This is a genomic window from Vicingus serpentipes, from assembly GCF_007993035.1.
In the GTDB taxonomy this organism is placed as follows: Bacteria; Bacteroidota; Bacteroidia; order Flavobacteriales_E; family Vicingaceae; genus Vicingus; species Vicingus serpentipes.
On record NZ_VOOS01000015.1, the window covers coordinates 1 to 1528 of the forward strand.

The following is a 1528-nucleotide window of genomic DNA, read 5'->3' on the forward strand; positions in this document are numbered from 1 at the left end:
AGCCCATGCATAACTTATTGCTCCTGGAGCTCCACCAACTGTAACGTCTATTGAACCGTTAGTTCCATTAAAACATGAAACATCTACTGTGGTGTGTGTTGATGTCATCATTGGACCTGGATTAATAGTTACTTGAACTGAATCTACACATAAATTATCATCATAAACATAAGCAGTATAATCTCCTGGAGCTAAACCTGTAGCATTAGCTGTTGTTTGACCACCTGGCATCCACAAATAAGTATAACCTCCCGTTCCTTGAGCTCCTCCAACAGTTGCTGTACCATTATTAGCTCCTAAACAAGTTTCATCTGTAATTGATACTATAGATGCAACTACTGCTGTTGGTTCAAATACTGTTGCTGAAACGTCTCCTGAACAACCTGTATTTTGATCTGTTACAGTTAATGTATAAGTCCCAGCTAATAAGTTAAGAGCAGCAGGTGTTACTTGTCCACCAGTAGCAGCATCCCATAAATAATCATAACCACCTATACTATTAGTAATACTATCTAAAATTATTGTTCCTGTTGCTCCTCCAAAACATAACACACTATCTGCTGTTACAAATGGTATTGGCATTGGGTCGACTGTTACTGTTTGTGTTATTGTATCAGAACAAACACCAGAATAAACGATTTGTTGAACTGTATAAGTTCCCGTATCCCCATAATTATGAGTAGGGTTTTCTTGAAGTGAAACTGCTGATCCATCACCAAAATTCCATTCAAATGTAGTAACACCTCCGGTATTACCTGTGTTAGTAAATCCAAAGCTATTTACATCAAAACATTGTTGGTCATCATCAATTGTATAGTTTGCAGTAACGATTAATCCATCTTGAATGATAACATCAACAGAATCAATACATGAATTTGAATCTGCAACAATTACAGTATAAGTTCCATTATCCAAATTTGTCGCAGTTTGAGTTGTTTGTCCAGTAGGATCCCATAAGTAACTATATGTGCCTCCAGTTCCACCAGTTCCAGCAGCTGTTGCTGAACCATCAGTTAAACCAAAGCAACTAACATCTGTACTAGAAGCTATTGAAGCAACAACTGGTGTTGGCTCTCCTATAATAACAACATCACTACCTGTACACCCATTATCATCAGTTACCGTTATGGTATAACTTCCCGCAGCTGCTGTTAATATAGAGTCTGTTTGTGTAAATCCAGTCGCAGTCCATGAAAAACTAAAAGGTGCTGTACCCCCAACTATTGTAGGATAAGCACTTCCATCTGTAGCTCCATTACACTGTGCATCTTGAATAAAATTAGCTGTAACTGTTATTCCTGTTGTAGATGTAACAGTTACTGTAGTATCTTTTGTACAACCAGTAATATTATCAATAACAGTTACTCCATAAGTACTGGCTAGAACAGAAACCGCTGTAGCTGTTGTTTGACCACTAGCTGCTGCGTCCCATAAATATGAAAAATCTCCACTTCCTCCTGAAACTACAGCAACTGTTGCAGTACCATCATTTGTACCACAATTTGCTTGGGTCATACTTGTAGATAAT

1 protein-coding gene is annotated in these 1528 nt (G+C 37.8%); it reads right to left on the reverse strand.

The features are described from left to right. Positions 1-1515, reverse strand: a 1515-nt coding sequence (locus FRY74_RS12750) for a PKD domain-containing protein (protein ID WP_147102227.1), incomplete at its 3' end; no start/stop codon positions are given. Positions 1516-1528 lie beyond the last annotated feature (13 nt).